The sequence below is a fragment of the Pedobacter frigiditerrae genome (assembly GCF_032678705.1).
GTDB classification, from domain to species: domain Bacteria; phylum Bacteroidota; class Bacteroidia; order Sphingobacteriales; family Sphingobacteriaceae; genus Pedobacter; species Pedobacter frigiditerrae_A.
In genome coordinates, this window is sequence record NZ_JAVTSS010000001.1 from 465,306 (window position 1) to 491,099 (window position 25,794).

26 protein-coding genes, 1 tRNA gene and 1 riboswitch are annotated in these 25,794 nt (G+C 38.1%); of the genes, 15 read left to right on the plus strand and 12 right to left on the minus strand.

Annotation, left to right across the window (positions count from 1 at the left end; genetic code table 11):
* Position 1 precedes the first annotated feature (1 nt).
* The 5 genes from R2Q59_RS02045 (at position 2) to R2Q59_RS02065 (ending at position 5,121) form a co-directional block, all read left to right on the plus strand.
* Positions 2 to 1,501: a GH3 auxin-responsive promoter family protein gene (locus R2Q59_RS02045; RefSeq protein ID WP_316783272.1), complete on the plus strand. Its 1,500-nt coding sequence runs from the start codon at positions 2 to 4 to the stop codon at positions 1,499 to 1,501.
* Between the two features lie 107 nt (positions 1,502 to 1,608).
* Complete coding sequence (locus R2Q59_RS02050) at positions 1,609 to 2,754, plus strand: 1-deoxy-D-xylulose-5-phosphate reductoisomerase (RefSeq protein ID WP_316765364.1); 1,146 nt, start codon at positions 1,609 to 1,611, stop codon at positions 2,752 to 2,754.
* Positions 2,755 to 2,793: 39 nt separating this feature from the next.
* Positions 2,794 to 4,194, plus strand: coding sequence for an RIP metalloprotease RseP (gene rseP / locus R2Q59_RS02055; RefSeq protein ID WP_316765365.1), 1,401 nt, complete (start codon positions 2,794 to 2,796; stop codon positions 4,192 to 4,194).
* A 67-nt stretch (positions 4,195 to 4,261) separates the two neighbouring features.
* Positions 4,262 to 4,792 carry a Fe-S protein assembly co-chaperone HscB gene (gene hscB, locus R2Q59_RS02060; RefSeq protein WP_316783274.1) on the plus strand — a complete coding sequence of 177 codons (531 nt, stop codon included), beginning with the start codon at positions 4,262 to 4,264 and terminating at the stop codon, positions 4,790 to 4,792.
* Positions 4,793 to 4,830: 38 nt separating this feature from the next.
* The gene (locus R2Q59_RS02065) at positions 4,831 to 5,121 is read left to right on the plus strand and encodes a DUF3817 domain-containing protein (protein ID WP_316765367.1); all 291 of its coding nucleotides are present in this window, start codon (positions 4,831 to 4,833) and stop codon (positions 5,119 to 5,121) included.
* A 357-nt stretch (positions 5,122 to 5,478) separates the two neighbouring features.
* Here R2Q59_RS02065 and R2Q59_RS02070 read toward each other — a convergent pair whose 3' ends face one another.
* The 4 genes from R2Q59_RS02070 to R2Q59_RS02085 all read right to left on the minus strand — a co-directional run bounded on the left by R2Q59_RS02070 (position 5,479) and on the right by R2Q59_RS02085 (position 10,366).
* The gene (locus R2Q59_RS02070) at positions 5,479 to 6,507 is read right to left on the minus strand and encodes a LacI family DNA-binding transcriptional regulator (protein WP_316765368.1); all 1,029 of its coding nucleotides are present in this window, start codon (positions 6,505 to 6,507) and stop codon (positions 5,479 to 5,481) included.
* A gap of 375 nt (positions 6,508 to 6,882) precedes the next feature.
* Positions 6,883 to 8,430, minus strand: a complete 1,548-nt coding sequence (locus R2Q59_RS02075) for a glycoside hydrolase family 28 protein (RefSeq protein ID WP_316783276.1) — start codon at positions 8,428 to 8,430, stop codon at positions 6,883 to 6,885.
* Between the two features lie 64 nt (positions 8,431 to 8,494).
* On the minus strand, positions 8,495 to 9,868 hold the full coding sequence (locus R2Q59_RS02080; RefSeq protein ID WP_316783278.1) for a HAMP domain-containing sensor histidine kinase: 1,374 nt from the start codon (positions 9,866 to 9,868) through the stop codon (positions 8,495 to 8,497).
* Positions 9,869 to 10,081: 213 nt separating this feature from the next.
* Complete coding sequence (locus R2Q59_RS02085; RefSeq protein ID WP_316783280.1) at positions 10,082 to 10,366, minus strand: GIY-YIG nuclease family protein; 285 nt, start codon at positions 10,364 to 10,366, stop codon at positions 10,082 to 10,084.
* A 545-nt stretch (positions 10,367 to 10,911) separates the two neighbouring features.
* Between R2Q59_RS02085 and R2Q59_RS02090 the strand changes: the two genes are divergently transcribed.
* Complete coding sequence (locus tag R2Q59_RS02090; RefSeq protein WP_109923882.1) at positions 10,912 to 11,115, plus strand: hypothetical protein; 204 nt, start codon at positions 10,912 to 10,914, stop codon at positions 11,113 to 11,115.
* 20 nt (positions 11,116 to 11,135) lie between these two features.
* Here the strand turns inward: R2Q59_RS02090 and R2Q59_RS02095 are convergent, their stop codons facing one another.
* Complete coding sequence (locus tag R2Q59_RS02095; protein WP_231459955.1) at positions 11,136 to 11,372, minus strand: four-helix bundle copper-binding protein; 237 nt, start codon at positions 11,370 to 11,372, stop codon at positions 11,136 to 11,138.
* A gap of 329 nt (positions 11,373 to 11,701) precedes the next feature.
* A riboswitch (Fluoride riboswitch) is annotated at positions 11,702 to 11,770 on the plus strand.
* Between the two features lie 42 nt (positions 11,771 to 11,812).
* Between R2Q59_RS02095 and R2Q59_RS02100 the strand changes: the two genes are divergently transcribed.
* From R2Q59_RS02100 to R2Q59_RS02115, 4 genes are read left to right on the plus strand one after another with little or no spacing between them, the layout of a single operon-like run.
* Positions 11,813 to 12,367: a hypothetical protein gene (locus R2Q59_RS02100; protein WP_124910972.1), complete on the plus strand. Its 555-nt coding sequence runs from the start codon at positions 11,813 to 11,815 to the stop codon at positions 12,365 to 12,367.
* 4 nt (positions 12,368 to 12,371) lie between these two features.
* Positions 12,372 to 12,785, plus strand: a complete 414-nt coding sequence (locus R2Q59_RS02105; RefSeq protein ID WP_008245453.1) for an EamA family transporter — start codon at positions 12,372 to 12,374, stop codon at positions 12,783 to 12,785.
* 58 nt (positions 12,786 to 12,843) lie between these two features.
* Positions 12,844 to 14,124, plus strand: coding sequence for a phosphopyruvate hydratase (gene eno / locus R2Q59_RS02110; RefSeq protein WP_008245454.1), 1,281 nt, complete (start codon positions 12,844 to 12,846; stop codon positions 14,122 to 14,124).
* Between the two features lie 18 nt (positions 14,125 to 14,142).
* The gene (locus R2Q59_RS02115; RefSeq protein ID WP_008245455.1) at positions 14,143 to 15,435 is read left to right on the plus strand and encodes a voltage-gated chloride channel family protein; all 1,293 of its coding nucleotides are present in this window, start codon (positions 14,143 to 14,145) and stop codon (positions 15,433 to 15,435) included.
* A gap of 160 nt (positions 15,436 to 15,595) precedes the next feature.
* Here R2Q59_RS02115 and R2Q59_RS02120 read toward each other — a convergent pair whose 3' ends face one another.
* Genes R2Q59_RS02120 through R2Q59_RS02130 form a run of 3 tightly spaced genes read right to left on the minus strand, consistent with a single transcriptional unit; the run spans position 15,596 to position 17,424 of the window.
* Positions 15,596 to 15,985: a YidH family protein gene (locus R2Q59_RS02120; RefSeq protein WP_008245456.1), complete on the minus strand. Its 390-nt coding sequence runs from the start codon at positions 15,983 to 15,985 to the stop codon at positions 15,596 to 15,598.
* A gap of 40 nt (positions 15,986 to 16,025) precedes the next feature.
* Positions 16,026 to 16,532, minus strand: a complete 507-nt coding sequence (locus R2Q59_RS02125) for a hypothetical protein (RefSeq protein WP_056095394.1) — start codon at positions 16,530 to 16,532, stop codon at positions 16,026 to 16,028.
* Positions 16,525 to 17,424 (minus strand): LysR family transcriptional regulator, encoded by a 900-nt coding sequence (locus tag R2Q59_RS02130; RefSeq protein ID WP_056095397.1) that lies wholly within the window; start codon positions 17,422 to 17,424, stop codon positions 16,525 to 16,527. The genes R2Q59_RS02125 and R2Q59_RS02130 overlap by 8 nt, the downstream gene beginning before the upstream one ends.
* Before the next feature lie 144 nt (positions 17,425 to 17,568).
* Here R2Q59_RS02130 and R2Q59_RS02135 point away from each other — a divergent pair, with 144 nt between their 5' ends.
* The 5 genes from R2Q59_RS02135 to R2Q59_RS02155 all read left to right on the plus strand — a co-directional run bounded on the left by R2Q59_RS02135 (position 17,569) and on the right by R2Q59_RS02155 (position 21,934).
* On the plus strand, positions 17,569 to 18,654 hold the full coding sequence (locus R2Q59_RS02135; RefSeq protein ID WP_082491480.1) for a c-type cytochrome: 1,086 nt from the start codon (positions 17,569 to 17,571) through the stop codon (positions 18,652 to 18,654).
* A 19-nt stretch (positions 18,655 to 18,673) separates the two neighbouring features.
* Positions 18,674 to 19,129 carry a DsrE family protein gene (locus tag R2Q59_RS02140; protein ID WP_008245470.1) on the plus strand — a complete coding sequence of 152 codons (456 nt, stop codon included), beginning with the start codon at positions 18,674 to 18,676 and terminating at the stop codon, positions 19,127 to 19,129.
* Positions 19,130 to 19,148: 19 nt separating this feature from the next.
* Positions 19,149 to 20,069, plus strand: coding sequence for a molybdate ABC transporter substrate-binding protein (locus R2Q59_RS02145; RefSeq protein WP_056870676.1), 921 nt, complete (start codon positions 19,149 to 19,151; stop codon positions 20,067 to 20,069).
* A gap of 11 nt (positions 20,070 to 20,080) precedes the next feature.
* Positions 20,081 to 20,830 (plus strand): substrate-binding domain-containing protein, encoded by a 750-nt coding sequence (locus R2Q59_RS02150; protein ID WP_008245473.1) that lies wholly within the window; start codon positions 20,081 to 20,083, stop codon positions 20,828 to 20,830.
* Positions 20,831 to 20,947: 117 nt separating this feature from the next.
* Positions 20,948 to 21,934 (plus strand): YeiH family protein, encoded by a 987-nt coding sequence (locus R2Q59_RS02155; RefSeq protein WP_008245480.1) that lies wholly within the window; start codon positions 20,948 to 20,950, stop codon positions 21,932 to 21,934.
* A 6-nt stretch (positions 21,935 to 21,940) separates the two neighbouring features.
* Here R2Q59_RS02155 and R2Q59_RS02160 read toward each other — a convergent pair whose 3' ends face one another.
* The 4 genes from R2Q59_RS02160 to R2Q59_RS02175 form a co-directional block, all read right to left on the minus strand.
* On the minus strand, positions 21,941 to 23,332 hold the full coding sequence (locus tag R2Q59_RS02160) for a beta-propeller fold lactonase family protein (RefSeq protein ID WP_056095402.1): 1,392 nt from the start codon (positions 23,330 to 23,332) through the stop codon (positions 21,941 to 21,943).
* A 3-nt stretch (positions 23,333 to 23,335) separates the two neighbouring features.
* Positions 23,336 to 23,932 carry a DUF305 domain-containing protein gene (locus tag R2Q59_RS02165; RefSeq protein ID WP_082489588.1) on the minus strand — a complete coding sequence of 199 codons (597 nt, stop codon included), beginning with the start codon at positions 23,930 to 23,932 and terminating at the stop codon, positions 23,336 to 23,338.
* Between the two features lie 92 nt (positions 23,933 to 24,024).
* Entirely contained in the window at positions 24,025 to 25,041 is a 1,017-nt protein-coding gene (locus tag R2Q59_RS02170) for a sulfite oxidase (protein ID WP_316783311.1), read from the minus strand.
* 632 nt (positions 25,042 to 25,673) lie between these two features.
* A tRNA-Leu gene (locus tag R2Q59_RS02175) sits at positions 25,674 to 25,753 on the minus strand.
* Positions 25,754 to 25,794: the final 41 nt, after the last annotated feature.

Sequence of the window (25,794 nt, forward strand, 5' to 3'; positions counted from 1 at the left end):
TATGGGGTTAAAAGCGGCACTAAGTAAGCCATTTGCTGCGTGGGTGGTTAAAAAAATTAACAAGTGGAAGAAAAACGCATTAAAGGCACAAGATGATGTTTTTCATTCTTTAATTAAATCTGCATCTCATACAGCTTTCGGTAAAGACCATCATTTTTCTACCATCAAAAATTATGAAGATTTTAAAGCAAATGTTCCAGTTAGGGATTATGAAGCTTTAAGACCTTACATTGATAGGGTAGTTGCTGGCGAAAAAGATGTGCTCTGGAAAGGTAAACCTCAATATTTTGCTAAAACTTCAGGTACCACATCTGGTGTGAAGTATATTCCAATTTCTAAAAAATCGATGCCTCAGCATATTAAAGCTGCTCGTAATGCATTATTAACTTACATACACGAAACGGGTAAAACCAATTTTGTGAATGGTAAAATGATTTTTTTACAAGGAAGTCCGATTTTAACCAAAAAGAACGGAATTAACGTGGGGCGTTTATCTGGTATTGTAGCTCATTTAGTACCCGCATATTTGCAAAAAAACAGATTGCCATCTTATGAAACTAACTGTATCGAAGATTGGGAAGAAAAGGTTGATGCGATAGTAGAAGAAACAATTAATAAGGACATGACCCTGATTTCAGGCATACCGCCTTGGGTTCAAATGTATTTCGATAAGTTAAGTGATAAGTCTAATGGCAAAAAGATAAAGGACATCTTCAAGAACTTTAGTTTGTTTGTTTATGGTGGAGTAAATTATGAGCCATACAGAGCTAAAATTGAGGCAAGCATTGGTAGAACGATAGACACCATTGAAACCTATCCAGCTTCTGAAGGTTTTATTGCTTACCAAGATTCTCAAAAAGATAAAAGTTTATTGCTTTTGGCAAAGGCAGGTATATTTTATGAATTTATTCCTGCTGATGAATATTATAATGAAAAACCTACGAGGTTAAGTTTAGCAGAAGTAGAATTAGACACCAATTACGCCTTAATTTTAAACACAACTGCTGGTTTATGGGGATATAGCATTGGCGATACCATTAAGTTCGTTTCGAAAAATCCTTATAAAATTTTAGTAACAGGAAGAATTAAACACTTCATTTCTGCTTTTGGAGAACATGTTATCGGTGAAGAAGTAGAACAAGCTATTTTATCGGTTGCTAATGAAGAAGGAGTGGAGATTACAGAATTTACGGTTGCCCCTCAAGTAAATCCGCCAGCTGGCGAATTACCTTTCCATGAATGGTTTGTAGAGTTTGCCAATGAGCCAAAAGATTTAAAAGCGTTTAGTGAAAAAGTAGATTTAGCTTTGCAAAAGAAAAATATTTACTACTTCGATTTAATTGAAGGAAAAATTTTGCAAAAATTGATTATCCGTTCGTTAAAGAAAGATGCTTTTGTAGATTACATGAGAGCTGAAGGTAAATTAGGTGGGCAAAATAAAGTGCCTAGGTTAAGTAATGATAGGAAATTGGCGGAAGTTTTGGAGAAATATATTAAGTAGTTTGTCATTCCCTGCCTACCGCAGGCAGGCGAGGAACGAGGAATCACTTATAAAGGTGCTTCGACTACGCTCAGCATGACAAATCTTAAAAATAATTACAGAAAAGTTTGAAAAACATATCAATATTAGGTTCAACAGGTTCTATAGGAACACAAGCTTTAGAAGTAGTTCGGGCAACCCCAGATTTATATACGGTTGATGTTTTAACAGCGCAAAATAATGCTGATTTGTTAATACAGCAAGCTTTAGAATTTAATCCTCAAATGGTGGTTATCACTTGTGAAGACCATTATGCCAAAGTTAAAAATGCTTTGCCAAATGTAGAAGTGCTTTGTGGTGAAGATGCCTTAATTGCTGCGGTTCAGTTACCTCAAACACAATTTGTGTTGACGGCAATTATGGGTTCTGTAGGGTTAAAACCTACAATTGCAGCTATAGAAGCCAAAAAGGACATCGGTCTTGCCAATAAAGAAACTTTAGTAGTTGCAGGAGAATTGGTAATGCAATTGGCTAAAGAGAATGGCATAAAAATTATTCCAGTTGATTCAGAGCATTCGGCTATTTTTCAATGTTTGGTAGGTGAGGATAACAATCCAATTGAAAAGATTTTTTTAACTGCATCTGGCGGACCATTCAGAGGAAAAGATTTAGCATTTTTATCAACTGTTAAAAAAGAACAAGCCTTAAAGCATCCCAACTGGGTGATGGGCGCAAAGATTACCATCGATTCTGCTTCGTTAATGAACAAAGGCTTAGAAGCCATTGAAGCGAAATGGTTATTTGGTTTAGCAGCTGAGCAAATAGAAGTGGTTGTTCATCCGCAATCCATTATTCATTCTATGGTGCAATTTACAGATGGCTCTATCAAAGCACAGATGGGTTTACCAGACATGAAACTGCCAATCCATTATGCATTGGCTTATCCTCAAAGAGTTAGCAGTAATTTCCCAAGATTTAACTTTTTAAACCATCCAGAGTTCACATTTTTACAGGCAGATACAAAAAATTTTCGTAACCTTGAACTTGCCTTTACAGCAATGAAAAAGGGTGGTAATATGCCTTGTATCATCAATGCAGCGAACGAAATTGTGGTAGATGCATTTTTAAAAGATAAAATTGGCTTTTTACAAATGAGTGATGTGATTGAAGAATGTATGCAAAAAATGACTTTCATCAGTCAGCCTACACTCCAAGATTATTTAGAAACAGACAAGGAGACACGTATATTTGCAAGTCAACTCGTAACAAAATAAAATTTAAAATATCTAAAAGACTTAACATATAAATACTACATGAACGGACTGATTATGGCGGGCCAGCTTTTGCTGGGATTATCGATACTAGTAATTTTACACGAATTAGGACATTTTTTAGCGGCACGTGCCTTCGGAATAAAAGTTGAAAAATTCTATCTTTTCTTTGATGCTTGGGGCTTTAAGCTTTTTAGCTTTAAAGTTGGCGAAACTGAATATGGAGTGGGATGGTTGCCTTTAGGTGGTTATGTGAAAATTTCAGGTATGATAGACGAGTCTATGGATACCGAACAAATGGCATTACCTGCTGAGCCTTGGGAATTTCGTTCTAAACCAGCTTGGCAACGTTTAGTTGTAATGCTAGGGGGTATCATCGTGAATATTATTGTTGGTATTTTCATTTTTTGGATGGTCGCTTTTAAGTATGGCGATACATTTATTCCTAATGATAAATTGGTAAATGGTATAAGCCCAGGAATTGTTGGTAAACAAATGGGATTAAAACCAGGTGACAAAATATTAGCCGTAAATGGGCAAAGATTAGTTTATTTGAATGAGCTGTTGAGTTCCAAAGTGCTATTGAACAATACTAAATTGACCATTTTCAGAGATGGTAAGACCATAGATTTAAGAGTGCCTGAATCTGTATTAGATAGCATTAGCAAGTACAAAATAAAATCTTTTGTAGGTCCTAGATTTGTTGCAAAAAAAATAGACTCAGTACCAAGCTCAAAAGACCTGCAACCACAGCCTGGTCTTTTTGCAAAAATTAAAGCTTTATTTGTTAAGCCTCAGGAGGTGAAAGTAGTTGCTCCAGCTTATGAAGCAGGTATTAAAAAAGGTGATAGTGTGTTGACTGTGAATGGGAAGAGCGTACGTTTTATAGATGATTTTACAAACGAAGTAAGTGGTAATGCTGGTAAGACTATAAGTGTAAAGGTGCTTAGAGGAAATGATGTTTTAGAATTTTCGCCAAAAGTCTCAAAGGAAGGTACAATTTCTTTGATTTTCCCTTTTGTTAAACCTCCACTTGCAACTGTTAATTATGGATTCATAGAATCTTTTTCAGTTGGGGTAAATAAAGGATGGACATCATTTGCGGACAATGCCAAAGGTATTTGGAAAATGGTAACTGGCAAATTGAGCTTCCGAAATATAAGTAGTCCGATTGGAATAGCACAAGTTTATGGTAGCGATTTTGATTGGGAGAATTTTTGGACACTTACAGGTCTAATATCAATGGGCTTGGCTTTAATGAACTTATTGCCAATTCCTGCTTTGGATGGTGGTCACGTGGTATTTTTAATTATAGAAATGATTAAAGGTAAGCCACTTGGCGATAAATTTATGGAACGTGCTCAAATAGTTGGTTTTGTATTATTATTAAGTTTAATGGTGTATGCTTTCGGTAATGATATACTGAAGAATTTTGGAATATAATTAAGGTTAGGGTTTAAAGTGTAGGGGTTATGCTCAACCCTAAACCCCAACCTCTAAACTTTAATTAATGAATTATTTCGAGCTTTACGAGCTGCCAGTAAGTTTTAATCCCGACCAACAATTGGTAAAGCAGAAGTTTTACGAGTTGAGCAAAAAGTTTCATCCAGATTTTTATATCAATGAAGGTCAGGAGAAACAGGACGAGGTTTTAGAACTTTCTACGGTAAATAACAAGGCGTTTCAGGTTTTAAAAGACCCGCAAAGTCGTTTGCACTACATCCTTGAGCTTAAAGGTCAATTGGTAGAAGGAGAAAATTATGCCTTGCCCCAAAGTTTTCTAATGGAAATGATGGATGTAAACGAAGCTTTAATGGAATTAGAGTTTGATGCTGATGCTCAAAAACTGGCCGAATTAAAAATTCAGACAGCGAAAATAGAAAGTGCATTAAACAACGAGCTGGCATCATTAACTTCGTCATTTGACAATAGTGATGCTGCCGAACAAGAAAATGCCTTAAAAGCGATAAAAGACATCTATTATCGTAATAAATATCTAGCCAGAATAAACGAAAGCTTAAATAAGTTAGATAAAAATTAACCATCTGCCATTTTACCTTTTCCATCTTACATCACATTATGTCATCCTTAACCTTATTCCGTAAAGTAGCCGTTGCCGAAGGTATTTCTTATTTACTGTTATTATTTGTAGCTATGCCATTGAAATATTTAGCAGATATGCCATTAGCTGTTAAATATACAGGTTGGGCACACGGTTTATTATTTGTTTTCTATGGAGTTTGTTTAATTATGGCTTGGCAAGAGCAAAAATGGAAATTCGGTAAGGCAGTCTTAATTTTTGTTGCCTCCTTATTACCATTTGCCCCTTTCATTGTAGATAAAAAATTAAAAGACGAAAGGTCTAAATAAACCATTATCTGTTTTCCTTCAACCGGATTTAATCATATAGGTTTGTTTTTGAAAAGCAATTGCACTGTAATGAACAAGGTTAGTCCTGCTTTCCGCTAAATCTTTTTTAATTGCTCTTCGACTACGCTACCGATATAAAATCGGCACACGTCAGAGTGACATTAAAAAAGGATATCGCTGCAATCAGGTTTAGGAACGCTGGTTCTGTGCTACTATGAACGGTTTACCTGCACAGTCTTTTGTTAAATAGCCCTGATTGAAACGGCATCCCGATTTTTATCGGGATATAGTGTAAAGCAGGAAGACACTTAAAAAAAAGCACAGTTACTGCGCTTCAAAAAAATCACGAAATAAAAACTAGATTAGATTCGTAGGATTTGTTAGAGTAGATTCTCTGACATGCAATTCTGTTGGAATCACGGTGTGCATGGGCTTAATCTTGGCTGATTTTTCCTTCAATCTAAAAAGCAATGTTCTAATAATTTCATCTGCTATTTTTTCTGGCGATTGTGCAATAGCAGAAATGGTTGGACTAGAGAACGACAACACGTCGAAATCATCAAAACATAACATAGCTAGGTTTTTACTTATTGAAGGCTTAATTTTAAAAGCCCTCAAGCCATCTAGGCAAAGGTAATTTGCAGCAAAAAACACAGCGTCAAGGTTTTTATTCGTAGTAATAAATTCAGTGATTTGCTTAATGCTATGCTCAGTAGTGCTGTAATCTATTTCTAATGTTAAAGGTTTTAATTTGGCATCTTCAATAGCTTTAAGATAGCCAGTTAACCTATGCTCCATCTGAATTTCTGTTGTATTTATGGTAATAAAACCAATATTCTTTTTGCCATTATTTAGCAAGTGTTTGGTGCCGTTATAAGTACTGTTAAAGTTATCGGTTATCACGTGGTCGCAATCTATGGATGAGATATAACTATCAAAAAGTACCACTGGGACTTTTCCTGTAACTAAATCGGCAATAATTGGTTTAAGATTTAACGATGGCGCAATGATAAAGCCATCTATATGTCTTTCATTAAAGCTATCTATTAGTTCTTTGGTTTTTTTAATGTCGTCTGATGTACTTGCACAAATGATTTTGTAATCGTTATTGGCAGCTATTTGCTCAATATAATTGGCAACCTGAGCATAAAATGGTTGTGAAATATTATCTGCAAGAAAAGCTATGATTTTTGATTTACCAGTTCTTAAACCTTTAGCAAAGGCATTGGGTTGGTAGCCTATTTTTTTAACATGGTCAAGAATTTTTTTTGCCGTTATTTTGCTAATGTTCTTTTCTTCGGCCAGTCCATTAATTACAAACGAAACAGTTGTAATTGATAGGTTTAGTTCATTTGCTATATCTTTTATCGTCGTTTTCTTCGTCATTCTAATTTAAAAGGAACTTGATTTACCTTAATTGTGGTTAAGGTAATTACATTTTGATAGTTATCCAATTTTCAATGCTTTTAGATAAAATTCTTATCTCTTAAACGAGTTTTTGAAAAGCAATTGCAGCACAATAAACAAAGTTTAGTCCTGCTAACCGCTTTACTCCATTTCATTCCGTGTTCGCTTTTATCAGGTTTAGGATAACGGTTTCTGCTACTATGTATGGTTTGCCTGCACAGCCTGCTGTTAAATAGCCCTGATTGAAAGCGATAGCTCTTGAGCTGAAAGCGAAAATCTACGTGCTGTAGGCAGAGACTAAAGCTGAAAGCAGGAATGACGTTAAAGAAAGCAGCAACTTGCGCTTCAAATCTTTTAATAAACTACTTCACTTGTATTTGTTAAAACATATTGTGGTTTTGCGCCACTAGCTGTTTTAACATTTGTAAAGTTTATTTTTTGTGCATCGTTTACTTTAACCTTTGCATTTTCTGCTACAATAATATTGGTGAAACTTACATTTCTTAACAAATGGGCTGGGTCTTTAAAACCATTAATATCAATTGCAGGTTTTTCTAATAGGGCCAATGATAAATCGATGTTCTTAAACACAAAATTCTCAAAAGTTGGAATTTGTGGTGCAGCTTCGCCATCGTTGTTGTAATTAACAGCAGAGAATATAGTAATTTGAAGCAACTGACAGTCTGCAACGGTAACGTTTCTCACATAGCCTCCTCTATCTTTTGTGCCTTTAATCTGCATGCCATGTAATAGTTTTCCGGCCTTGCAATCTTGTACCAAAATATCGCTTACACCACCAGACATTTCGCTGCCAATAGAAATCCCGTGACCTCTTTTAAAGTCGCAATCTGTTATGCGAACGTTTTTAGTAGGCTTAGCTACAAAAAAGCCTTCGGGGTTTTTACCAGATTTAATGGCGATACAATCATCACCTGTATCAAAAGTGCAATTAAAAATGTAAGAGTTGGTAGAAGAATCAGGGTCAATTCCATCGCCATTGCGAATGTTAACAGTAGTAATTGTTAAGTTATTACAAGTTATATTATTGCTGTAAATGTAATGTATGGTCCAGCAAGGTGGTTCTGTTATAGTTAAGTTCGATAAGCTTACATTTTCACTATTCATTAAACAAATTAAACGCCCTCTGCTGCGGATTCCACTAGCTTTTGTCATGGCATCACCTAGTTTTTTACCTCCACCACTAATAGTTCCTTTCCCAGTGATGCGTAAGTTTTTCACATTATATGTTCCGTTTCGGTTTAATGTGCCTGCATTTAATAAACTGGCATAGGTTTTCATTTCCCAACCTTCAAAACGGTTTAAAATCATTGGCAAATAATCGTCTACTTTGGTCGAGCCTTTTAAAATACCACCTTCTTCAATATAAAGTGTCATGTTGCTTTTTAAATGTAAAGCCCCAGAAATAAATGTGCCCTTTGGAATGTAAACCGTTCCGCCAGCAGTACAAGCATCAATTGCGGATTGGATGGCTTTAGTATTAATCGAGGTATCGGCCTTTGCCCCAAAATCTAATATATTATAGATTTTTCCTTTTGCGCTTGTTTTAAAGCGAACCGTACTTAATAGGTTTAGCTTCTGGTCCTGTACTGATTGTATACTAATTTTAGCGGTGTACCAAGTGTTGGGTGTTAAATTACCAGCTGTATAATTGGTTTTAGTAGTATGACCAACTACTTTGTTATTTAATGAAATTACATATGTTGGATTAACTGAAGCATATTGTTTATCCCATAAAAGTGTTACTTCATTTTCAGAAACGGTTCCTGGCGCAATTAATAAATTGAATTTAAAAGTGGTTGCTGCAGATAACTGGATGGAGCAAAAAACAATGGTCAACGTTATAAAAACACGGACTATGTGCACAGGGTTAAATTTGGTCATTCGATGTATTTGGTTAGTAGGTAATTTAAAAGGTTACCTAAGCAAATATAGTCGGTTTAAAAAACTAACTGTCCTGTGTTGTACTGCTTGTATGTTTTAATGGTATAAAAATAAAAAAGCTAGATCCTTTACTTAAGCTACTTTCAAAGCCTATTTTGCCACCCTGTAGTTCTATAAACTCTTTGCAAAGAACCAAACCTAAACCTACACCTTTTTCATTTGCAGTACCATAAACAGGTTTAGATTTAATAGAAAAAATATCGTTCTTTTTATCTTCCGGAATACCTTGCCCATTATCGCTAACTGTTATTTTGCATTCGTTGGGTAAGATTTTAGCATCAATATTAATACTTCCACCCTGTGGTGTAAACTTTATGGCATTACTAATTAGATTGCGCATTACCAATTGAAGCATATCTACATCTGCAATTACATTTAGTTGAGAAGGTATATTGTTTGTTAAGGTAATCTCTTTTTTTAAAGCAGATGTATTCTCAATAGCTAAGGTGTTTGCTAACACTGCTAATAAATTTACCTCTATTAGGTGCACCTGCGGTCCTTCCATTTGAGATTTTGACCAATGCAACAAGTTAGAAAGCATTTCCATTGCATTGTTGGTAGATTTAAGTAAAGCTTCTTCAATTGCTCGACGCTCAGAGTTATCTATCTGGAGTTGATTTAATAAGACAAGGTAGTTTTGTATATTGGTTAGGGGAGACCTTAAGTCATGTGAGATAATAGACATTAACTTGTTTTTTTCGCTATTACTTTCTTCCAGCTGATTTTTTTGCAACAAGATTTGCGCATTGCTTTTTTCTACAGCTATTGTTTTTTCTTCAGTAACCTTTTTCTCTCTATCGTAACTTTTCCGGATGAATTTGATAACTATAAATATTGCAACTACAGGTATGGGGAATGCAGTTACTCTATCAATAAATTGTCCTTTACCAGCTACAAATGGATGCTGTACTAAAGTGGGATAATAAAATTCTAGGCAATGTAAAATGAAAAAACCTATCAAATAAATTATTAACCAAATAACAAGCTGCTTATATGGCGAAATGGCAAATACCAATAATAAATATGCTGGCCATATTAGGTCTGTAGAGCCATGTATCCCAGAATTTGTAAAATAGTTTAAACCTAAAATGATTATTCCAAGTAGCGCAAATAAGGTGCTGCTATGTGTTTTGCCTTTAAATCTAGAGTTATAGTATTGATAGAAAAAGAATATTTCAAGTATTAGACCTGATAAAGCCCCAAAATAAAGGCCAATGAATAGATTATATGGAATGTAAATGCCGTTTAAAGTAATTATTCCAACACTGATGGAGTGAAATATTCTGCTTTCTAAACTAAAGTTTGAAGGGCTACCAATTAATTCATGCCAAAAATTATTTTTTGTTAATGAAATATTTGCTGGTTTAAACTTAAACATGAGTAATTATAGGAATGTTCGAAGTTAACAATAGCATTTAAATTTATGAACAAGTTTTTGGAAAAGTCACCAAACAAAAAAACCTTAGATTTCTCTAAGGCTTTCCAATGTACCCAGTGCCGGTCCCGATAGCTATCGGGACGAACCGGCACGGTTTTCCACAGGTGTTTGAGACCAGCGCGTCTACCACCCCGATAGCTATAGGGGCCGCCATTACTTATATTTTTCGCTGAGTTTTTCAATAATTTCAGGATAGCTCTTCAAGTTATGGATATAGCTTTTGCTTTTCATCGCCTTGATATGATGTTCAATCAATCTTGCTTGTTTGTATTCGAGTCCATCTGCGAAAAAGAATAAAGTCCAATCATCAGCCTTAGAGGTAAAGCTTTTAATGAATTCCTTGTTCAAATGTTGACCTATGCGGTAATTCAGATCTTTACAGCTCCCTATATAAAATTTATCATGCTGTATCGAATGGAGAATATATATTGAGGCCATGAGATTAAAAAAAAAGCCTGTAAATCAACGATTTACAGGCTAGTACCCCCGGGCGTACTGAAATCGAACCAGTTCATGGATGATTTGAACATAATTGCTTCAATACTAATGTGATAATTAAGATGAGTTATTTTTGCATGCGGAATTGTTTTTTGCAACAATTCTTTGGTAATTTGTATTTGATCTGCTTGGGAATACAATTGTAACTCCCACTAGAATATAAATATGCATACAACTGATAGTACAAATGCTTCAATATTGCTACAGGTTACAAATAAGTTTTCTTTGAGCCTAGCATAACGGAAATCTTGTCTTTGCTGCGCAGAAAATCGGAATTAAAATTGGATTGCTAACCGAAGAGCTTGAACTTTAAATGATTATAGCTTGGTTTCACTACACAAGATATACAGGCCATGAACATAAGCTATCTCAAATGATTTTGCTAATATTATCATTAGAATTTTAGATACATTTAATCCTTCGTTTTTGATATAGCGCAAATTATCAAAAACTCATCATCAAAAACTAAAATTCTGATTTGAATAATGGAATGGGTTTATGATAATCAGCAAAAAGAAAAAGAGATATTTAATGATTGTCTGGAACGTTATACTTTGCTTAAATGCATCAGCATTTGCTTAGAGTCGCTTATCAAAAAAGGAGGGAATAATGAAAATAAAATGAATGGAATAAATTTGCCTATTTATAAAAATGAAAGGGCAACTAGAATGCTGCCCTTAATCAATTAATGCTCACGGTGATTGGCATCTTAAGCAGCTACTCCTGTCATTCTTCTGCATTCTTCCGCACAAGCCTTACAAGCATCTGCACATTCCTGACAATGCTGGGTATGATGATTACTACACTCATCTCCGCATTGCTGGCAAATATCTGCGCAAATACGGCAAATGTCTTGAGCAAAAGAGCTACCCATACTCATCAATTGAGCGGCAGAGTAGCAGATGGCTGCACATTGCATATCAAGCTCAATACACCGCGCCATCATTTTCACGTCTTCTTCCTGAGTGCATGAACTTGCACAATGATTGCAAATTGAAGCACACTTTAAGCATGCATCAATACAGTTTTTCCATTCATGGTATCCCATAACTTTAATTTTTTAGGGTTATAAAAAAAATTCCTATATAGATAACATGTTTATTTCCAGGCGGTTTCATTTTGTTTAAGAAAAGCTTTAATCCCGTGATATGATGCTTGTTTAAACGGTAGAAGAATAAGAAACTGGTTCTCGTATTCAAATAAGGAGGAATAGTGATAAATTAAATTCTCAACACCTACTTTAAGATTTTGCACATCATTTTATTAGTATTATATTTGCAATACGGAAATGGTGTCCTTCCGATTCAACCGCTTTTTTCAAAAGCTGATGGCGCCTACAATAGAAATTCCAGCAGGTAATAAAATCTGCCGGTCAAAGTATTGTAGGTGAAAAAATTAAAAATAAATTCTCAACTCTTATTGCTGGCAGCTATCTTAATTGCGCTTGTCTTACTTTGTCTGTCTGCCAAAGTGAGATCAGTGTTAGCAATGGTCCTGCCGGTTGAAACTGAATGGTTCTTGTGGATAAATCAGCACCATAATGCATTCTGGGATACGATCATGTACTGGGCCAGTGATAAGCGTTTTTGGCTTCCTTTTTATGCCTTCATTATTTATTGCCTCTTCCAGAATTTCTGCAAAAAAATTTGGCAGGTTCTTATTACCATTGCGCTACTAGTTGCTAGTGCAGATCAGATTGCTTCAGGACTGATTAAAAACACCGTTAAGCGTCTACGCCCTTCCCATGAACCGAATCTAACTACGATCATTCATTTAAGTAAAGCAGGTGCGGGTGGGATGTATGGATGGCCATCCGCTCTTTCATCACCTATCTTCAAAAGCATTCTTTCCGCTGGTTCGGCATTTACCGGATCATTGCCGGAGCAACGGTTCTTGTACTCATTTACTTTGGAATTATTCAATAACGGAAAATTAACATAAAACTATGTGGTGGATCTACGCGCTATTATCAGCTTTCTTTGCTTCCCTTACGGCCATCTTTGCAAAAGTCGGCGTAACCAATGTCAATTCTGATTTGGCTACTGCCATACGAACGGTGGTAATACTGATTGTAGCCTGGGGGATCGTAATGGCCAGAGGCGAACTTAAAGGAATTACGGAACTGTCAAAGCATAACCTGCTATTTCTTTTTTTATCTGGCCTTGCCACCGGCTTGTCCTGGATATTCTACTACAAGGCTTTGCAGATCGGGAAAGTGTCCCAGGTCGCCCCTGTTGATAAGTTGAGTGTTGCCCTAACTATTATACTTGCAATGGTGTTCCTGAAAGAAGCTCTTACCCTGAAAGTATTCTTTGGTGCCCTGCTGATCATTGGGGGAACACTGGTTTTGATCTTTTGAGAAACTCAATTATTTGTAAGCAACCGAAATACTAAAAATCAATATAAAACAAAAAACTATGAAATTAACTAAAATTCATGCCCGTGAAATTTTGGATTCCAGGGGCAATCCGACAGTAGAAGTAGAAGTCACTCTTAACGGAACAACAGCAAGGGGTATTTCTCCATCCGGGGCAAGTACGGGTGAAAAAGAAGCCGTAGAGCTTAGAGATGGTGATCCAGAGCGCTATAATGGTAAAGGCGTGGAAAAAGCAGTAAAAGGGATTAACGTCGAAGTCGGCAAATCAGTCACCGGCTTATCCTTTGAGGGTCAGCAGGCCTTCGATGATCATATAATTGGTCTGGATGGAACCGAGAATAAATCAAGGCTCGGCGCAAATGCGATGCTTGCGGCCTCAATCGCCTTCGCCCGGGCTTCGGCCGTTGCAAAAGGGATTCCCTTGTATAGGCAGCTAGTGGAAAGGGAAGGTTACGTAATGCCCGTACCGTGCATGAATGTCATTAATGGGGGAAGGCATTCTGATAACAACATCGATTTTCAGGAATTTATGATTGCCCCTCATAACGCCCCCTCGTTTAAGGAAAGTATCCGTATGGGCGAAGCTGTTTTTCATTCCTTGAGAAGTCTGCTAAAAGCGAAAGGCTATTATACCGGAGTTGGTGACGAAGGTGGGTTTGCGCCAAATCTGAGTTCTAATGAGGAAGCCGTCCAAATCATCATGGAAGCGATACATATTGCCGGTTTTGCTCCAGGCAAGGATATTTCCCTTTGTCTTGACCCAGCGACCAGCGAAATGTGGAATAATGGAAAATATGAATTTTATAAAAGTTCTAAAGAACGGATCACAACAGATGAAATGATTGGCTTTTGGGAAGGATGGTTAAAAGAGTACCCAATTATCCTGTTGGAAGACGGGTTGGGCGAAAACGATTGGGAGGGATGGAAAAAGCTGACCAGCCTTTTGGGAGACAAAGTGGAATTGGTTGGAGATGATATATTCTGCACCAACCCGAGTATTATCCAGCAGGGAATCGACCAGGGCATTGCAAACAGCGTACTGATTAAATTGAACCAGATCGGTACAGTTTCCGAAACGCTAAAGGCCGTAGAACTAGCCCAAAAAAACGGTTACAATTGCTTTATTTCTCACCGCAGTGGTGAAACTGAAGACACGACAATTGCGGATCTGGTTGTCGCTACCGGTGCGGGGCACATCAAAACAGGAAGTGGCTGCCGCTCTGAAAGGGTATCTAAATTTAACCAGTTGCTTCGGATAGAAGAAGAACTTGGTGATAGGGCATCATTTGCAGGAATCAATACTTTTTATAAAAAATTATAAATCAGCCGCTAACCTACAATGAAACATAATAAATTTTTATTTGAACACCTTTCGGTTTTTAAATATGCGGTTCGATGGACGCTGCTTATACTTCCTGTTGCCATTGCAATAGGAAGTATGGTTGCCTTGTTCCTTTGGCTGCTAGGCTGGGCCATTCACTTTCGCTTTCAGCATACCTGTCTCATTTTTCTGCTACCTTTAGCAGGTATTGTGATCCACCTGATTTATCAGTCAGTTGGTAGGTCCTCAGAAAAAGGAAATAACCTGATCATGGATGAAATCCATAGGCCGGGTGGTGGAGTGCCCAGGCAGATGGCGCCAGTAATCTTAATAACTACAGTGATTACCCATTTGTTTGGCGGATCGGCTGGAAGAGAGGGAACCGCGGTACAAATCGGAGGAAGCATCGCAGGAATGTTTAGCCGCTGGTTTAAGCTAAATGAGGTAGACACCAAGATGCTCCTTACCGCGGGAATTGCAGCCGGGTTTGGGGCGGTGTTCGGAACACCGCTCACCGGTGCCATATTTGCAATGGAAGTTCTGGCCATTGGAAGAATAGAGTACAAGGCTTTACTTCCCGCATTAATTGCCAGCGTGCTTGGTGATCTTACTGTCTCTGCCTGGGGCATCCATCATACCGCTTATCACATCGATCTCATAGAGAAAAGTGCCTACTTTCTATCTGAATACCTGCCGGTAAACCTACTCCTGCTTAGTAAGGTTATTCTAGCATCCACATTGTTTGGTCTGGCCAGCTACCTGTTTGCTGTAATGGTGCATGAGATCAAGGCCTTTTTTTCTAAAGTATGTAAGATCCAGTGGCTTATTCCTGTTATCGGTGGTCTGATTATTATAGGCTTGACTTACGCCATCGGGAAACCGGATTACTTAAGTTTGGGCGTGGATAGCGAATACCAAGGAGCCGTTACAATTCCCTCTGCTTTTCAGCCTGGTGGAGCAGATACTTGGAGCTGGTTATGGAAGACCATTTACACAACTTTAACATTAGGAACTGGATTTAAAGGTGGTGAGGTAACGCCTTTGTTTTATATTGGCGCAACATTAGGCAATGCACTTTCGACCTTATTAAATGCTCCAGTTAGTTTGTTTGCTGCCCTTGGATTTATTGCTGTTTTTGCTGGTGCAACGAATACACCCCTTGCCTGTACGATTATGGGTATAGAACTTTTTGGTAGTGAATACACCATGTTTTTTGCGGTAGCCTGTTTTACAGCCTATTTTTTCAGTGGCCATTCAGGTATATATTCTTCACAGCGTATTGCGGTACCCAAAATATTTACGGGAACATAAAATATTGACTTATCCTGTTCCTGTGGATTATCATAAAGAGGTGAAATTTTTATAAGATCCTTGACCAATGCAATCAGCAATTTATATCAAAAAACAACGCTATATCGACCGCTTTCCTTCCTCTCTTTTCTAAAGCATCAAGTACAGATGATTTAACTGTCTATGTTGTTTTAATAAGGTAGAGCAGTAAAAGTATACTAGCTATGAAAACTAAAGCGGTTAAAACTTTAACAAAAAGTGTTGAATGGTAATACACCCCCTGATTCAATTGTTCTTTCGTTGAATTATATCTTAAGTAAGAACAAATGATAGTAATTGCTCCCAGGGCAACTAGAAAAATCCCGATAATGCGGGAATCTCCGGTTTGGTGCAGGGGCACTTTACTCCCCAGTGCGGCACTGATCTGCTTGATAAATAGCGAGAATTTCATCACCACGAAGCCAAATCCCATGATACCAATACTGGTTCTGATCCAGGCCAAAAATGTTCTTTCATTAGCCAAATGGTCTCCTGCATGCTGTTTGGTGTTTTCCTGATCTTGAATTTTCATCTTGTTCTGTATCGGTATATTACAGCAATATATTTGCATGTTATGTCAATATCGATGCCAGTTTGGAGATGATAACCCTGGTATCCCGGATGCAAGTAAGCCTGTTTGATTCAGTGCCGGCAGGATAGCAGGTAACTGCAATTTCTTCGATAAACGATAAGCCTGATAGGTCAATAGATTCTTTAACCTCTTGTTCAATGCTTTTCATTAGGATCATGATTAATCGGGGTTGATATGTTCTGATTTTATGAGCTAATTGCTCTATTCCCCCCTGCCTCTGGTTTTTTCTGATTTTAACTGACGATTTATCAATAGGTGTACAAGTTAGATGTTCCAAAAAGCATCCCGTGCCTTTAAAGAACTGCAAAAAATCTTCTACAGATTTAAAATCGCCAAATACCTCACTAAATGCAAGATAAATTGTTCGAAACAGATTAGTATTTCCCAGGTAAAAATGTTTATCGTCACCTCCAGGAGCTTCAGAAACAAAGAGCAGCAGCACTTTAGCTGGCTGATATTGCCTCGAAATTTCGGTAACACTATACATTATAGTTGTAGCTTTTAGCGAAGCGCATAAATAGTTCCGCCAGAGCGTCCTGCTGACCATGAAGCTGAATGAAATGAAACGGCCTTTCGATAACCATATCCTTGATATCTATGATGCGGCATTCATTATTCTTGAGCTCTTTCAATATGGAGTGGATAGATAAAAAAGCCAGGCATTTGCTGTGAATCAAATAGGATTTAATGCTTTCGGTACTACCTAACTGCATTTCTATATTTAAGTCCCCCACCTTTATCTGGTGTGCTTTTAAAGCATATGCAATAACATCTAGTGTACCAGAACCAGGTTCACGAAGTAATAAATCATAATCCTTCAACTCATTCGGTTTGATCATTTCCTTTTTCATGGCATAATTGTGACCAGAACACACCAGCACCAGCTCGTCTTTTAGATATTGTTCGTATTTAATCTGTGGGTTCCGGGAGATGCCTTCAATGATTCCAAAATCTATTTCCTTAGCAATCAAACGCTGCTCTACATCTTCTGTGTTTCCGGTAACCAGTTGAATTTGTATATCCTTAAACTTATTGTGAAACTGTGCCAATACAGGTGGAATGATATATTGTGCCACAGTACTGCTGGCACCAATCCTCAATATTCCTTTATGCTGTTTAGTAAGTAGATTCATATCATATTCCAGTTCCCGGTAAGTTCCAAAAATCTGTTCTGCGTAATGCAACAATAATTCGCCGGCTGGGGTGAGGCTGATTTTTTTGTTTCCACTGCGTTCAAATAATGACATTTTGAACTCCTGCTCTAATTCTTTAATGTGTTTGGTTACAGCAGGCTGACTGATAAATAACTCTGCCGAGGCCTTTGTAAAATTCAGCCTTTTAGCGACAGCATAAAATACTTGCAAACGGAAATCTATCATACACGGTTTTAGTAGATAACCTAAGATACAAACAATTTGTTTCAACGGGTACTGACATCATAACCTTACGTTATCATCAATAACTTTTTATGCTTTTTCTGATGAGTAGAATAAATGCACATTTGTAACAGAAAAATATTGGTTATGAATAAGGAATCAACAGAAAAAGAAATCAGACAAGCACTTATATATACAGCCAGGACAACGGCTATCATTGCGTTTCTATTTGTTGCTTGTGGAACCATTTTCATCTGCACTTTATTTTTTAATGGGCAGCCAGATGTAGTGACAGCAAAAACCAAACAGGATGTGGAAACCGGTATAGCTGCTGTTAACGTCAAAAGCCAGGTTGTACCTGCTGATGCCTGGAAAGCGCCTGATGAAAATACGATTCCGGCGGACACCAAGTACGGCCAGATGATCAGGTATGGCAAAGAATTAATAGCACATACGAGCAAATATTTTGGGCCAAATGGATCCATAGCCCGTATTACAAATGGTATGAATTGTCAGAATTGTCACCTCGAGGGTGGAACCAAACTGTTCGGAAATAATTATGCTGGTTTTATTTCCAGTTTTCCTAAAATGAGTGGCAGATCAGGAAAGGTTGAACCTGCATCGGCACGTATTGCAGAGTGCTTCAATCGAAGTCTTGCAGGCAAAGTACCAGACGAATCTAGTAAAGAGATACAGGCAATGCTGGCTTATATGAAATGGCTTGGAACAGGTGTAAAAAAAGGGGAGAAAGTGTTTGGAACGGGAACCGAAAAATTAAAATTCCTGGATAGGGCAGCGAATGTCAAACATGGAGCGATTTTATATACCAGTAAATGTCAAAGTTGTCATGGTGCAAATGGTGAGGGAATACTCGATGAAGACAAACTAACTTATGTTTATCCGCCATTATGGGGCAAACACAGCTACAATGATGGCGCAGGGATGTATAGACTCAGTAACTTTGCGGGGTTCGTAAAGAACAATATGCCATATGGTGCCAGATATGGAGATGCGCAGTTAAGTGATGAGGAGGCCTGGGATCTCGCTGCTTTTGTGAACTCACAGCCAAGACCACATAAAGATCAGGGAAAAGATTACCCTGATTTGTTAAAAAAACCTTTTGATGCGCCATACGGACCATATGCCGACAAATTTTCTGAAAATCAACATAAGTATGGTCCATTTGCACCAATTGTAACCTCCGAAAAACAAGTAAAACTAACAACTAAATAAATCATCAAAATCTAAAATCATGAAAAAAATAACCTTAATCTGTACATTATTTTTGCTGATCGCAGCAACCTCGGCCACTTTTGCCCAAGCTACACCTGCTAATTTTACAGGGGCAAAAGCCACCCTGAAAAATTATAAGGCACTGTATGTAATCAATAACGGTGATGAGAAAAAGATTGCAGGAACACTTCGAAACCTAAAAAATGCACTCGACGATCCCAGGTTAAAAGGGAAAATCAATGCAGAACTTATTGCCTTTGGAGATGGCGTAGCTGTTTACCAGAAGAACGGATCTTTTGAAAAAACATTGTTAGAACTGCAATCCAGAGGAGTAATTCTTGCACAATGTGAAAATACCGTCAGAGAAAGGAAAATCGAAAAAAATACCTTATTTGATTTTATCAGTTATGTACCCAGCGGCAATGGTGAAATCATCATCCGTCAATATCAGGGATGGGCAGTTGTACATCCTTAAACCAAATAATTAGAAAATCATGAAATATATAAATCACACCTTTTTAGCCACAGTTGCATTTTTATTGCTTTGTGGAAATGTTAAGGCCCAGGATCATCGCTTTGATCCGCCCTGGAATACTCCACCTGAAAGTAAAGTTCAGTTCACAGTACCTGGAGTAGACAATGTGCCTGATCTTTTTGGAGACATTAATGATCCCCAACTGGTGGTTTTCTTTGCCGGTAACCAGTTTATGTGCATTGACGAATTAATTGCAGCCTTTAAAAAGTCATATCCACATTATCAGCGGGTATTTGCCGAAACGCTTCCCCCAGGCATTTTAGCCCAACAAATAAAAACCGGTAGCATTGTGGTGGGCAACATGAGAATTACCTTAAAGCCGGATGTTTATACAGCTGGTAAGAACCGGATAGACATGACCCCTGAATGGTTTAGCAAAACGACTTTATATGCTAGAAACAGGTTGGCAATCATGGTCCAAAAGGGAAATCCGAAGGCATTGAAGTCACTCAAAGATTTAGCAAATAAAGAGCTGAGGATCAGTATGCCCAATCCAGAGAATGAAGGGATCGGTAAACGTATTGAAGAAGCCTATGTGAAAGCTGGAGGGGAAACATTAAAATCTACCATCATGGAAGATAAAGTTAAAGATAAGACTACTTATCTTACCATGATCCATCATCGCCAATCACCAATGAGGATCCTATACAACGAAAGTGACGCCGCTCCAGTATGGTATACTGAGGCCTACTATCAGAAAATGATTGGCCATCCTGTTGAGCTCATTGAAATTCCTGAAAAAGAGAATATCCATGCGCAATATATAGCGGGACAGTTAAAAGATGCGCCACATCCGGCCGCTGCAAAAGATTTTATGGATTTTTTGATCAGTCCGCAGGCTGCTGCCATCTACAAAAAGTTTGGTTTTGATTTACCTTAAACATAAACACAATGAAAAATATATTTTTAACCATATTGTCAGTCGTTGCTGTAGTGACCATTGGGAATGCACAAATCCCAAACGATACTTTATATGTCTATGGTCCCGGTGGGCCGCTCGGACCGATCAATGAATGTGCGAAGGTTTTTGGAAAGCAGCATGATATCGTAATTAAAGTCACTGCCGGGCCAGATAATGAATGGATGCCGGATGCAATGAAACATGCAGATCTGTTCTTTGGAGGAGCAGAATACATGCTTTCAAAATTCATGTCTGACCACCCAAACATGATAGTGGCGAACTCTCGGACAGAGTTATATAAACGTGCGGCAGCGATCCTGGTACGGCCCGGCAATCCTAAAAACATCAAAAATCTGGGCGATCTCTGTAAACCAGGTGTGAAAATTCTTGATGTGAATGGGGCTGGGCAAATGGGGCTTTGGGAAGATTTGGCAGGTCGACAAGATCTGATTGCAAACATACAGCAGCGTATAGCAGGTACATTTGCAAATTCGGCATTGGGTATTGCTGCATGGAAAAATGATCCTCAATATGATGCCTGGATAACATTTGGCTCCTGGCATAACCGTTTACCAGACCTCACCTCAATGGTTAGGATTCCTGTTACACAAACAGTCTATAGAGGTACACCTGTAGTGAGGGGTAGCACTGGTACGCATAAGTCGGAAACTGAGGATTTTATCAAGTTTATGCAATCCGATAAAGGACATCTCATTTTCAAAAAATGGGGTTGGGAATAAATAATGTCTAAAAACTTATCTTCTATAACATGAAGTTATGGAAGATAAGTTTTAATGATTTGATCGGGGTTTATTAGTTATGGATCTTTGAATTAGAAAATAAAGACAATCAAAATTATGACACAAATCAAAGACAATTCAAATTCTTCTAAAATAAAGGCGGGTAACCTGCTAAACTTAAATTTAAACACCCGTAAAATTATCTTCATCCTGGCAGTTTTGCTGTGCCTCTTTCCATTTATGTCGCCTCCTTTAGCCTTATTGCTAGGATTAGTATTGGCGCAACTAATGGAACATCCCTATCTGCATTTAAATCACAAGGCCACAAACCTGCTGCTAAAAATTTCTGTTGTCGGGCTAGGATTTGGAATGAATGTATTCAGTGCAATGAAAGCAGGAAAAGAAGGCGTACTGTTTACCGTAGTTTCTATTTTCGGAGTGCTTATCATTGGTTTTATCCTGGGAAAAGTATTTAAAATAGAACGTAAAACATCTTTTTTGATATCAGCTGGAACGGCGATCTGTGGTGGAAGTGCTATTGCTGCATTGTCGCCTGTAATGAACGCAGAAGAAAAACAGATCTCCGTTGCAATGGGTACTGTTTTTATACTCAACTCGGTGGCCTTATTTCTTTTCCCCGCTATCGGACATGCGCTTAACTTGTCACAGTCACAATTTGGTATGTGGTGTGCCATTGCTATTCACGATACCAGTTCTGTTGTTGGGGCAGCCAGTAAATATGGTGAACAAGCACTACAGATAGCCACAACTGTTAAGTTAGCCAGAGCACTATGGATTGTTCCCGTAGCGTTTGGTACATCTTTCCTGTTCAAAAGCAACAATAGCAAAGTTAGTATACCCTATTTTATAGGGCTATTTATCCTGGCAATGATCGCCAACACCTACTTACCTTTTATTAAGCCTTTTGCGCCCTACTTTGTAGCATTAGCAAAAGCAGGCTTAACTTTAACCTTGTTCCTGATAGGAAGCGGACTCTCATTTACTATCTTGAAAGCAGTGGGGATAATGCCACTGTTACAAGGCGTAATTTTATGGATAGTAATTTCAAGTGCTGCATTATGGGCAGTTATATCTTTGGTTTAAAATACATTAGTTACTGATCATCACCAGCTTTTTTGAAAGATCATCAATAAGAACCACATGTTTATAATCGGCGCCACCTGTTCCTACACTCTTAATTATCCCCGAGGATTGACCGCTAAAAGCTCCTTTTTCATCGGTCTTAAAAGAATTGATGACATAATCTGCGTTAAACGTATCATTTGAGGAGTTGGTTAACGCTAAAGTATACGAAGTATTTGGCTCGAGTTTTTTAAAGTCCTGTTGGACAAGATCAGTCAAGCCTACGCTTCTTACGTTTAGCATGCCTGATGACATTGAATTATCCTTATTCATCAATTTAATCACCTGACTTTTGTCTGCAAGATTAAGCGGGGTTAAATTTTCTTTTGAGGCATTTGCAGGGCTGGCATTAGCGGCGTACAACAATGCTTGCGGACATTGTCCAATAGCAATGGTTTTTACAACGGCCATTTTTACCAGATCAACCACTTGTACCTGGTCATCATTTTCTAATCCGACATATGCAAATTTACCATCTGCCGAAGTCCAGACGCCATGTGGCAATGATCCTGTCGCAACGCTATCAGTAAGCTTGAAATCTTGTGAAACACTAAATACTTTTAAGCTGTTTTCTCCGCCAATGGTTGCCAGCATCACAGGTGAATCATTAACTAAAGTAAAAGTGACATGGTTGGTAATTGGACCTGTATTTAGTACTGTATGTATCGTATTTGTCTCCGTGCTGATGACAGTGATCTTCCCTACATCCTTATGTGTCAATGCAATCCATTTCCCGTCAGGACTACAGAATATATTTGGAGAAAATGGACTAACTACTGGAATACGCTTTACAATAGCATAAGAAGTTGCATTCACTACATCCACTTCTGCAGTAAAGCTGGAACAAATATAAGCCCATTTTCCATCTGGAGTAAAAGCAACCATTCCCGGGCCGTCGGCTACTGGAATTTGCTTGATTTCAATCAGTTTATTTGCATCAATTACGCTGATATACGATTCTCCTCTTACCGATATCCATGCCTGTGATCCTGAAGGGTTAAAGGTTGCCTCATGCGGTGAACGTCCGATATAAACAGTTTTTAAAACTTTATTTTTTGCTGTTGAAATAAAGGTTACTGAATTTGATCCAATGGAAACCGCTGCTAGTAATTGCCTTTTAGGGGAATAACCCAGGCCATGAACCAGGGCCTGTCCCTTATATAGAGGACTTAAGATATCAGGTTGGGGTTTACCAAGAACAATATTTCCTAATAGCGTTTGTGTTGAGGGATCTAAGACAGAAACCGTATTAGATATCTGATTGCCTGTATAAACCCTGTCTTGGGCATAGATTGATTGTGCTTTTGATTGTAGGGCAAAACTGAATATTAATAGCGTAAACAAGGATATCTTTTTCATATGTTAATGGGAGTTTGTAAATGTCTTCATTTGTTGGATTTCTATCTGTTCATCTGAGATAATATTCTCGGCCAGTCTTTTTACATTTTTATTTTTTCCATACCGCAACTCAACTTTAGCCATGTCGATGGCAGCCTGATGGTGAGGAAGCATTATCCTTGCAAAGGACAGATCAGTATCAGACAATTGTTTTTCTTCAGGCATTTGTTCCATCATCACTTTCATCATCTTCTGGTTGGCGTTTTGATGTTGGTTGCCTGTAGCGATAAATCCTTCAGGATGGCTGAGCAGGAGTCGCATTTGCTGAATCTGGGTTTGTTGCTCAGCTTTGATACTTTTAGCTAGCTGAATCATTTCTTTATTTTTTCCGGTCTTAATCTCTTCTTCTGCCATATCAATAGCACCCTGGTGATGTGGGATCATCATTTGTATGAAATCTCTGTCTGCAGATGTGGTAGCTGATATTTCATCCATCTTCATCATCATATGAGCCATTTGCCCAAGGAAGACATTTTTTTTAGTTGCCATTTGCATGTGTTCATGTTGTGCTCGTGCAGAGAAACTAGCAAATAGTAGAAGTATAGACGTGAATCTGATCATGGTTTGATGTAGAATATTAATTGTGATAAACTGTTTATGCCAAACAAGCCTTATGCGATAACCGCAAGATACTGAAATTTGTTCTTATTGAGCTATATTACATCTACATCAATTGGCGAGATAAAATTAACCATGTAAGTTCTTCTGTCTAAATCATGCTCCATGGGTTGCGTTTTGCCATTTTGATCTGTCGCTCTAGCCATTAAACTATATCTTCCAGTCTTAGCAGGAACCACCCATTCAAATTCAAATAGCTGCCAGGCGAAAGGGATAGCAGGACCAATTAATTTTGCTGGTTGCCATGAATTTCCTTTATCCGTGCTTATTTCTACTTTCGATAGGTTACTATCACCTGACCATCCTGCACCCCTTACTTGATAAGGTTTTCCAGCCGGCACCGCTTCAAACAATACCGGCCTTGATATTTCAGACTTAACCAATGTAGTGGTTACGGGCGTCAAGGTAGGTAGTCCTTCAACACGCTTCCAGTAAGCATATTCAATCGTCTGCCAATAGCCATCAAACGGCTTTTCAGATGCAGTAATTTTCATCAGCCATTTCACAGATGCCATACCATACCATCCTGGAATAATTGCCCTTGCCGGGAAACCATGTTCAGCACTCAATGGTTTTCCATTCATTTCATAGGCGATGATGATGTGATCCTGCATTGCTATATTTAACGGAATGCTTCGGGCGAATTTGATTTTTCCTGGTGATTTCGGCTCTTCTGTAATCATCCCCTCATCATTCCCTTCCAAAATAATGTCTACCGTACCCACCTTTATGCCAGCCTTCTTTAACAATACGGATAAAGGTACTCCTGTCCATTCAGCATTGCTGATCCCACCTTGTTCCCATCCTAAACCCTTCACTTTTGGGGCGAGGTTAGCACGTCCGTTTCCGGCACATTCTATAGTAGCCATTACCTTTTTTGCAGGAAGCTTTTTAAGTTCGCTCAGATTGATCTTTATGACATGATTGGTGTTGCCGCCAATCTCTAATTCCCAATTTGTAGCATCAATATTGGGAATATTAAAATGACTCCTGATGAAGAACTGGTTATTTGGAGTAATCCTGTTTTTTAACGTAGGAAATGGAAACTCCATATTTAATGGCTTTTTCTCTCGCGTAATAAGTCCTGGAAAGTCATTGTCTTCTCTGGTTTGTTGAATCTCCTTCGCCGAAGCCCAGGATGGTATTGTTGCGCCAGCTATCACCGGGATAATTCCAGTAACAAAATTACGTCTGTTTAACGTGTAGTTTTGTGATGTTTTGTCGTTTTTCATTTCAATAAATGTAGGTGATTACAATATAGCCAAAAATCTCTCATAGGATAACTTGTATTCTTCCTTTTTCTTGATGGTTGAAAGGAAACAACTGTAGACTTTACTTCATCGCTGGCCTGCTAGAAAAGACACAATAGTTCTATAACTGTTTATCAAATACTCATCTCAATTTCTATCAAAAAACGGTCGTTATCTGAGAAGAGTTTTCTGAAATTATTCTAAGTATTTATGAAATGGGATCATGCAGTTGGTAAAATATTGTTTTATACCGGCGTATAAGTCCGCAAGCAATGGATAGACATGTCCTTGAAATTCAACGATTCGACCTTAATACGGCTGGGGTGAATCATATACCCTAAGCGGAGATCGAACCATCAAAAATCCTTATTTCTGGACAATAGAGCAGGTTTTTAAAATGAAAAACCCCTCTTTACTTACGTAAAAAGGGGCTGTACCCAGTGCCGGAGTCGAACCGGCACGGTTTCCCACAGGTGTTTGAGACCAGCGCGTCTACCAATTCCGCCAACTGGGCATTTGCTTAATAGCGGGACGCAAACTTATGGATTTAGAGGC